Genomic DNA, 8,796 nt, shown 5'->3' with positions numbered 1-8,796 from the left:
ATGGCACAGTTATTTAGAAAGTGAGATGGATCAAGAGCTGGTTGAGCACGAGATGTCTATCAGAAAGGCGGTTTTTTGGCTGGTGATTGGCTTGGTACTTCTGATAGTAAGTTCACGAGTGCTCGTCTGGGGCGCGGTGAGTATCGCAGAGGCACTGGGTGTAAGTGATTTAATTATCGGCTTAACTATTGTTGCTTTGGGTACATCACTTCCTGAGTTGGCAGCATCCATTATTGCGGTTAGAAAAGGTGAGCATGACATAGCCATTGGTAACGTGGTGGGTTCAAACATGTTTAACTTGCTAGCAGTAGTTGGTATTGCAGGCGTAATCACACCGATTACAGGTATGTCACCGGAGGTCATGTCCCGAGACTGGTTGGTTATGATGGGAATGACAATCGCTTTGCTGTTTATGGCGTATGGTTTTCGTCGAGAAGGACGGGTTAACAGATTGGAAGGCGCAGGTCTTTTGATTGCATTTTGTGCTTACAATACTTGGTTAGTGATGTCTGTAATTTGATCGATACACCGAAAAATTATGAAATGTGCATTTTGAATCGCCTATTTATGCGCACAATAACGGAGTAAATATGAAAGATTCACTTATCAAATTCTGGCATGCTCATTCTGAAACGATAATAGCGCTTGGTTACAATTTTATCTTGGCGATTGCTATTTTGGTGGCAAGCTCACTTATCGCCAGAGCAATCCGTAAGGCGATTCAAAATACCAATACTAAGTTGAAAAAATTTGACGCGACGTTGATACCGATATTTTCAACCGTTGTTAGCTATGCGGTATATGCCATTGGTGGTGTATTCATTCTGGATATTTTTGGGGTAAATACAGCCAGTCTTATTGCACTGGTAGGTGCCGCAGGTCTAGCGGTGGGTCTTGCGCTAAAAGACACTCTCAGTAACATCGCAGCTGGAATCATGCTGTTAATCCTTCGGCCTTTTAAATCTGGAGATTTTAATGAGTTTGGCTCGACTCAAGGAACAGTTAAAGAGATTAACTTATTCACTACAGTGCTTGAAACCATCGATGGTTTGTATATTGCGTCGCCTAATAGTGTTTTGTGGGGCAGTAACATTAAAAATTTTACCCGGAACGGTAAACGACGGATGGATATTGTTGTAGGTATTTCCTATTCAGACTCCATAGATCACGCATTTAAAATATTGCAGGCTGTTGCAGAAAAAGAAGCAAGATTGATGACTGAACCTGCACCTCAAGTTATGGTTGCATCTATGGCTGATAGCGCCGTAAACGTTCAACTCAGAGCATGGGCAACCAATGAAAACTATTGGTCAGCATATTGGGATTTGAATAAAAAGGTGAAGGAATCCATTGAAGCAGCAGGCCTGACGATTCCTTTTCCACAACGAACATTACACGTTGTTTCTGAGCAAATTTTACTTACCGAGAAGGGTAAGTTACGAAGCGATTAACCTTGGGGGGCAGTTCCATGTTTGACATGCATCGGGTGATACAGAGCTAAGAACAGTTATTTATTGTCAAAAATAGTGCGGAATGGATAAATTGTTTGCACTCCATTAGCGCCTTACTTGTAATTAATACGCAAAGGTTGGCTTAAAAAATCGTCATGTCAGATGTGGAAGAAAATAGCGAGCATTTCTTTATAAAAGACAAAAAGTCATGGCTAAAGCTGATTGGTTTTTCGGCATTATTTGTTTTGTTAAGCTTTTTGGTTCCCTTTAGCTTGTATAAAGAAGTAGATTCCAGTCTTAATTCTGATTTACTACAGATTTTTACTCTAGAGTTCGTTGTAGCGTGTTTCGCATTGCTTTTGGTTTATTATACTAGTGATGCTATGAGGCTTTGGTTTACCTTGCGTGCTATTGGATGCCACCAAGCGTTTAAGTCTATTTTTCCTCTTGTTTTCATAAACTTCCTTTTTTCTAATATAACTCCAATGGCTACCGGCGGAGGTGTCGCACAGGTGTGGTTTCTGCATCGACGGGGTGTTAGGTTAGGTGCTGCGACAGCCGCTACGTCCATAAGAACAGTATTAGCTAGTTTACTTATTTTTATACCTACGCCTTTTTTGTTTATGATAAACCCTCAGTTGTCCTCGGACTTATTGCAGGACGGCTGGGGCATCTTTCTGTCTGCTTTTGCTATTGGATACGTGCTGTTGAGTGCGATAGTGCTTTTGAGAATTCGATGGGTTATTCACACGCTTAAATTAATTCTAAATCAAATTCATCGCTTTGGTTTAATTAGTCAGAACACTTGCCAGCGCCGCACATGGCAAGTTACCAGAGAGCTTTTTCATTTTTCCTGTTGCATCAATATATTTCTAACGGGAAACTTACGAGATAAGCTTATGGCTATTGGTTCAACAATTTTATTTCTTGTCAGTTTGTTTTCATTTCCAGCTTTGCTGCTTTGGGGGTTGGGCTATCAAATAGACTATACCGCAGTGTTAGCATTAATGGTTATTAACACTTTTATAATGTATTTTGCACCTACGCCAGGCGCGTCAGGTATTGCTGAGGGGGTATTCGCAATATTCTTTGGTGCAATAATCCAAGCTCCTGATTTGGTATTTATAATCATTGCATGGCGTTTTCTCACCATTTATCTCGGATTGTTCATCGGTATCTTTGTAACAATATTTGAGTTTTTGTCAGGAGCTAAAAATGACTAGAAAGTATGCTCGCTGGCTATACAGAGCTTGTTTTGTTGTCATCATCCTTTTAGTTTTCTATAAAATTTATCTGAATTTTTTTGAAAAGGACTTCATAGCAGAACATGCTGTACAGGTAGAGAAAATAGATAGCATATTAAAATATAAAGACGAGTTTAAATTTGCGGTAGTGGGCAACATTAGCAACTCAGTGGGTATTTTTGAGCGGAAGATTATTCCTTTACTTAACGAGCAAGGCTACGATTTTGTTATATCTGCGGGAAACGCAGTTTCGACTGGTGGAGAGGATAAATATAGAGCAATTTACCGAGCTTTATCCAGGCTAAATATGCCTTACCTACTAACATTTGGGCCTCAAGAAGAGAGTCGGTTAGGAGGCTTTAGATTTTACGATCATTTCGGTCCGTTACATTTCAGTTTTAAGTCAGGTAGTAATCGTTTTATTTTTATAGATAGCACTGGAACCACAGACTTTAGTTGGCAGTATCGATGGTTGGAAGAGGAGTTGATGTTTTCTCAAGAGGATAATTTGTTCTTATTCAGTGCACATCCATTTTACAGTAGCGGGAAAAAAGCTTTATTTGACTCAAATGAGGATACATTTGCAGATAGCCATCAAAAAAAGTTCTCATCTTTGATTAAGCAGTTGGGTGTTGATGTTGTTTTTTCCTCAATCTCGCCCATTTTTGACAGACAAATTCATGGTGATACAACTTTTATCACAACTGGTGGTGCTGGTGGCTTTGTGATTAATGATGAGGCGAGTCACTATCATTTTGTATCGGTTACGGTGAAAGCTAATGTGATTGAAGTATTAGAGCACCCTCTTGAGGTGGGGCAGCTACCAATTATAAGAACTGTTGAAAGTGCCTGGTTCTTTATTCATTCACTTTTTTATGTTGGGTATTTAAATTTTATACTGTTGGTAAGCACCTTTATTGTCCTTGCGTATTGGTTGCATGAAAGAGTGTTGAGTGACAGGGACTACTACCCAAATTACGATATTGATTTGGATTGCCAAAGTGACAAGTCGCTGCGAATAGCTCATTTCACCAATAACTATCTGCCTTTTATCGGTGGCGTTCCTCTGTCGGTAGATCGGTTACGAAATGGTCTACTGACACTTGGGCATAACATACTGGTTGTTGCACCAAATTACCCAGGAGCAATTGAAAGCGATGAGAATGGAATTTTCAGAGTGAACTCGCTCCTCCCCTTTGGTCGGAATAGTGAATTTCGTGTTGCTAACATTTTTTCGTTGAAGCTTTATCGCGAAGTTATTCGTTTTAAACCCGATATCATTCATGTTCATCACCCATTTTGGTTGGGGCGAGCAGGGCTTTATCTGGCCAAATGGTTAAAGATCCCAGTTGTTTACACTTATCATACAAGGCTAGAGCACTACGCACACTATGTGCCACTACCAAGCTCGGTGTTTAGGAATCTAATTGCTCATTCATTGATAAGGCGCTTTGCTAATCAGTGTGATGGTGTGATCGTACCGACAGAATGTGCGGAAGAGTACTTAAGAAACATAGGTGTTAAACGCCGGATTTTGGTGCAGCCAACGGGTATTGACATAGAACGAAGCAGTAATTTGTCAGTTAATAAATTGGAGGAGCTGAAAAGAAAGTATGCTCAACCCAATGAGCGTATTTTGATTAGTATTTCTAGATTGAGCCAGGAAAAAAATATTGATTTTCTGCTCGCGGGCGTTGAATTGTTGAAGTCTAAATACAAACAGCCGTTTCGTTTGTTGATTATTGGTGATGGTCCTGATAGGCAACGAATTCAAAATGAAATATCAAGGCGAAAACTACAGCAAAATATTTCGTTAACAGGGAGTATCAATCCTGAAGAAATACCGCTCTTCTGCCAATTAGGCGAAGTCTTTCTTTTCGCATCGATGTCGGAAACCCAGGGTATGGTAATACTGGAAGCTATGGCGGGTGGAATGCCAGTAGTTGCAGTACGATCTAGTGGTATTGATGACATTGTCGATAACGGCAAAAACGGTTTTAAAACATCCTGCGATGTCGCGGTGTGGAGTGATCGAGTGTGCCAGTTGCTCACAAACCAAGCGTTGTTCGATATTACATCATCTGGTGCCGGAATGACTGCCAAAAAGTACAGTATTGAGTGTTTTAGTCGAAATGTAAGCCGCTTCTACGCTCTAATTCACTCAAATCATTCATTAAGATCCAGTCAAAAGCAATAATAGTTCGATATTGATCATTTTCGTTAATGAGCCTTGCGCAAATAGACGCCGAACACTATCACAAAATCTCAATCCCTTCGCACTTATAAGGTCCAATATAGGTGTCTGGTTGCAGTACCTCACCGTCTAAGTTAAAACAAAATAAATATGATTCAGTACGATTGCCAATCTCAATACTTTTCAAACCAATACACTCATTTGGATGACCTGGAAGAATTTTAAATGATGAAATCCCACGTTCGGGATCATGCTTACCGATAGATAGCGTACGAATGTGACTAAAATCTTCGCTAGCCAGTAGCAAAATATTGTTACCGCTTTGTGTTTCATCTCTGGCAGGATCATAAGGTAAATCGGAGACTTTTCGCGGAAAAAATATCCATTCTTGTAGATAGGGATGCCATTCAGCTGCTTCATGAATAACATAGCCTTGTTCACTTAGCTGTAAGGCATCTTTCATCAGTTGATAGCGAGAACTCCAATCAATGCTGGTTATTTTATAGTCATGGTCAAGTATCTTGATCCACTGATGTGCACGTTTTTGGCCATGACTGCCAACAATAAGTTGGTCATTCTTTAAAGTAGCCCATTCACTTTTAAAGCCTTTAAATTTTTCATCACCGCTGCCAGACATAAGAATGTGACGAGGCACCAGTTGATTATGATTACGAACTTCACACACTAATCCAGTTCTGTCATCAAAGGTCAATAATCGCTCTCCAAATTTGACCAATTCAGAAAATTCGGCCCCGCGATCATTTTCAGCGATAAAACTTAATAATTGATGCTCGCCACCTCGCTCTGCAGGTATCGCTTCAATGGTGTAGCTTACCTTTCCAGTTTCTTTATCTACATTACGATACAAGGTGTCATAGCGTAATTTCGATGTCCAGGCTTTCTGCTGCCCATTATCCAGTTCAACTTTAGACGCATGGTCTTCATCTGTAATGATGGCTAGGGTATATTCGGTGGTTGCACTGTTATAACGTTCTTGGCGAATAAGATCAGCTGGTTTTTTCATGAAAATTTCTGCTAAAAAATTGAGCGTAGCAATAATTTATCAGCTATTTACAATTGAAGCTAAAGTATTGTGGTTTTTGGTGTAATAAAACGTTGCCCAGACCTTGTATAGCTAAGCCAGGTCGCTGTAGAACTTTTTGCGGAACTTATTATTGGCTTAACTATCCAAAAAATAAGCACCTTATTACCTGAACCTGCAGCTTCATCAATGATGTATAGGTTTTGGTGTGCGAGCGGCGGTTAACCTTGAGGAAGTAGTGTTGTTCTTGCGTTCTGCGCTTACAATTCATTGCCAACATCTGTGGCTAACATTAGCAATAGCTGGCAAAGGAGTTGCGCTTTGCTAAACGCATAAGAAAAACAATGAATTTATTAATAATTTATCTGAGGCGAAAATGAAAGTTTTACTTTTAGCCATTATAGCAGGCTTTGTTTTAACTGGTTGTGATAGCGCGAATAACATGATTGATAAAGCACAGGAAGCGGCGAATCAGAAAGTTGAGTCACTGCAAAAGAAGATAGAAAGTTTTAATCTTGAAAGCCTGAATAGTGAATTGTTTAACGACGCCCCTGCGCTTGCTGCATTACTCACCACAACGGTTAACGATGCATTAAACGCTGATTTTAGCAATGTTGCTGAAATGGAAACGCTTAAGGGCAGGATCTCAAATGTCTATGCTTGTTTGGTGGAGCAGTCATCCGATAAAACTGCACAGGATATAATGCAAGAGCTACTAGCAAATATGAATAACGCTGATGTCAGGCAGCTTATTCAGAGCGGAGTCGATGCGGGGAAGGCCAAACAACAATGTATTCTGTAATGTATTGGGCGAATATTAATAAAAAACACCGGGGAGAATCCCCGGCAGGGCAAGATCACGAAAATTTATCGCGCACTTTAACATAACTGATTGACCGCGATCTTCAGCTGTGATCAGATACTGGCTTTTGCACGGAGCCAGTTTATGAACATCGATATTTTTGCAGAGCACTTTTCAGAATTAGAAGACCCAAGGCAAGCATCTAAGGTCGTTTATCCCTTGTTTGACGTGGTGTTTTAAACGCTGTGTGCAGTTATCGCAGGCTGTGAGGGCTGGGAAGATATTGAAGATTTCGGTGAAAACCGCTTTGACTGGTTGCAAGAACATGGTTTTTTCAAACTGGGCTTGCCGGTACACGACACTATCGCGCGGGTGATGTCATTGCTGGACAGCGAAGCCTTACAGCGTTGCTTTGCCAGTTGGATGCAGGCTTGTACAGAACTTACTGATGGTCAGGTAGTAGCGATTGACGGCAAAACGCTGCGCGGCTCCTACAACCGTGAAGACCGCTGCTCATCTATTCATATGGTTAGCGCGTTTGCCAGTGCCAATGGCGTGGTAATGGGCCAGGTTAAAACGGAAGAGAAGAGCAACGAAATTACGGCGATACCTCAGCTACTTAACTTGCTGGAGCTTAAAGGATGTCTGGTCAGTTTGGATGCCATGGGATGCCAGAAAGAGATAGCGCAGCAGATAGTAGATAAAGAAGCTGACTACCTGTTGACGGTTAAAGGCAACCAAGGGCAGCTGCACGATGCAGTAAAACAAGTGTTTGCGGGTAAGGCGCGCAAAGACAGTGCAGCGCAGTCATTGGAAAAGAACCGTGGGCGCTTGGAGTACCGTGAATTCCAGGTATGTGATGCCAGTGAATTACAGGAAAAACTCAAAGCTGCGTGGCCAGCGCTGACAACCCTTGGCATGGCAATGACTTACCGGGTGGAAAAGCACAAGCGTGCGGTGTTAGAGCAACGTTATTTTATTAGCTCAGCCGCGCTTAGTGCCGAGCGGCTAGCCAGCGCAGTTCGCGAGCATTGGAGTATCGAAAATCAGTTGCACTGGGTGCTGGATGTGAGTTTAGGTGAGGATGCGTGCCAGATATACCGTAGTAATGCAGCGACTAATCTTGCCACGATGCGACTGAACTATGCTAGACTGCGCCGCAATTTACTGACTCTACTCATAACGCTCGGAAGCTTGACTCATCATGACCACTCTTTACGCAATTTTTCTTGGCATTTTGCAGGGTATTACTGAGTTTTTGCCTATTTCCAGCTCAGCCCATCTTATTCTTGCCCCACTGGTCACCGGGCAGGTAGACCAAGGCCTGGCATTTGATTTAGCGGTGCACCTTGGCACTTTGCTAGCGGTGTTATTATATTTTCGCCGAGATGTGTGGCAGTTAACCGTTGATAGCGTCAGTGCGCTGAACCAACGTAAGCATGTCGGCCAAAGCCCGTTGGCGCTGGCCGTTGTGCTGGGTACTATCCCGGCCTGTATTGCCGGTTTGCTGCTGCTGGATTTAATCGACACCCACCTGCGCTCGGTAGCCGTTATCTTTGTGACTACTCTGCTATTTGGTATTTTACTGGGTGTAGCCGATGTTACCGCTAAAGCGACGCGGGAGCTGTCACAGCTAACCTTAAAAGACAGTTTGCTGGTGGGGTTGGCGCAGGCGGTGTCACTTATTCCCGGCACCTCGCGCTCGGGAGCCACTATCACCGTCGGTTTACTGCTGGGGTTAACCCGCGAAGCGGCGTCACGCTTTTCTTTTCTACTGGCAATACCTATTACTTTTCTAGCCGCCAGCGTGAAATTTCTTGAGGTGATAAGTAACGATGCCACCAGTATTGATTGGCTGGTCTTTGCCATTGGCACCTTCAGCGCGTTTATCACTGCACTTGCAGCCATTCACTTTTTCCTTGCCTGGCTAAACCGCTTTGGTATGTGGCCTTATGTGATTTACCGCTTATTGTTGGCAGCGGCGATTTATTGGTTTTTATTAAGGTAAGTTATGAAATCACTATACTCCATAAAGATGTTGTGGCTGCTAAATAACTGTGCGT

Annotated in this window: 8 protein-coding genes; 7 read left to right on the top strand and 1 reads right to left on the bottom strand. The window is 42.2% G+C overall.

Annotated elements, in window-relative coordinates; genetic code table 11:
- From LSG37_RS20640 to LSG37_RS20625, 4 genes are all read left to right on the top strand, one after another.
- The coding region (locus LSG37_RS20640; RefSeq protein ID WP_233081895.1) for a sodium:calcium antiporter at positions 1 to 520 on the top strand (520 nt) is incomplete at its 5' end.
- A 70-nt stretch (positions 521 to 590) separates the two neighbouring features.
- The gene (locus LSG37_RS20635; RefSeq protein ID WP_233081894.1) at positions 591 to 1,451 is read left to right on the top strand and encodes a mechanosensitive ion channel family protein; all 861 of its coding nucleotides are present in this window, start codon (positions 591 to 593) and stop codon (positions 1,449 to 1,451) included.
- Between the two features lie 155 nt (positions 1,452 to 1,606).
- The gene (locus tag LSG37_RS20630; RefSeq protein WP_233081893.1) at positions 1,607 to 2,674 is read left to right on the top strand and encodes a lysylphosphatidylglycerol synthase transmembrane domain-containing protein; all 1,068 of its coding nucleotides are present in this window, start codon (positions 1,607 to 1,609) and stop codon (positions 2,672 to 2,674) included.
- Complete coding sequence (locus tag LSG37_RS20625) at positions 2,667 to 4,892, top strand: glycosyltransferase (protein ID WP_233081892.1); 2,226 nt, start codon at positions 2,667 to 2,669, stop codon at positions 4,890 to 4,892. The genes LSG37_RS20630 and LSG37_RS20625 overlap by 8 nt, the downstream gene beginning before the upstream one ends.
- A gap of 58 nt (positions 4,893 to 4,950) precedes the next feature.
- Here the strand turns inward: LSG37_RS20625 and LSG37_RS20620 are convergent, their stop codons facing one another.
- On the bottom strand, positions 4,951 to 5,913 hold the full coding sequence (locus LSG37_RS20620) for a hypothetical protein (RefSeq protein ID WP_233081891.1): 963 nt from the start codon (positions 5,911 to 5,913) through the stop codon (positions 4,951 to 4,953).
- A 394-nt stretch (positions 5,914 to 6,307) separates the two neighbouring features.
- Between LSG37_RS20620 and LSG37_RS20615 the strand changes: the two genes are divergently transcribed.
- From LSG37_RS20615 to LSG37_RS20600, 3 genes are all read left to right on the top strand, one after another.
- On the top strand, positions 6,308 to 6,733 hold the full coding sequence (locus LSG37_RS20615; protein WP_233081890.1) for a hypothetical protein: 426 nt from the start codon (positions 6,308 to 6,310) through the stop codon (positions 6,731 to 6,733).
- 243 nt (positions 6,734 to 6,976) lie between these two features.
- A complete protein-coding gene (locus LSG37_RS20605) occupies positions 6,977 to 7,987 on the top strand; it encodes an ISAs1 family transposase (RefSeq protein WP_269836696.1) in 1,011 nt (336 codons plus the stop codon).
- A complete protein-coding gene (locus tag LSG37_RS20600) occupies positions 7,938 to 8,741 on the top strand; it encodes an undecaprenyl-diphosphate phosphatase (RefSeq protein ID WP_057786600.1) in 804 nt (267 codons plus the stop codon). Before LSG37_RS20605 ends, LSG37_RS20600 begins: the two co-directional genes overlap by 50 nt.
- Positions 8,742 to 8,796 lie beyond the last annotated feature (55 nt).

The organism is Rheinheimera soli (genome assembly GCF_021290985.1).
Classification (GTDB): Bacteria; Pseudomonadota; Gammaproteobacteria; order Enterobacterales; family Alteromonadaceae; genus Pararheinheimera; species Pararheinheimera soli.
This window is presented reverse-complemented; position numbering and strand designations above follow the sequence as displayed.

Bases quoted from the DNA above. Each gene is read 5' to 3' on its own strand.
- LSG37_RS20625 (WP_233081892.1), top strand. From the start codon at position 2,667: ATGACTAGAAAGTATGCTCGCTGGCTATACAGAGCTTGTTTTGTTGTC.
- LSG37_RS20630 (WP_233081893.1), top strand. From the start codon at position 1,607: ATGTCAGATGTGGAAGAAAATAGCGAGCATTTCTTTATAAAAGACAAA.
- LSG37_RS20615 (WP_233081890.1), top strand. From the start codon at position 6,308: ATGAAAGTTTTACTTTTAGCCATTATAGCAGGCTTTGTTTTAACTGGT.
- LSG37_RS20635 (WP_233081894.1), top strand. From the start codon at position 591: ATGAAAGATTCACTTATCAAATTCTGGCATGCTCATTCTGAAACGATA.
- LSG37_RS20600 (WP_057786600.1), top strand. From the start codon at position 7,938: ATGACCACTCTTTACGCAATTTTTCTTGGCATTTTGCAGGGTATTACT.
- LSG37_RS20620 (WP_233081891.1), bottom strand. From the start codon at position 5,913: ATGAAAAAACCAGCTGATCTTATTCGCCAAGAACGTTATAACAGTGCA.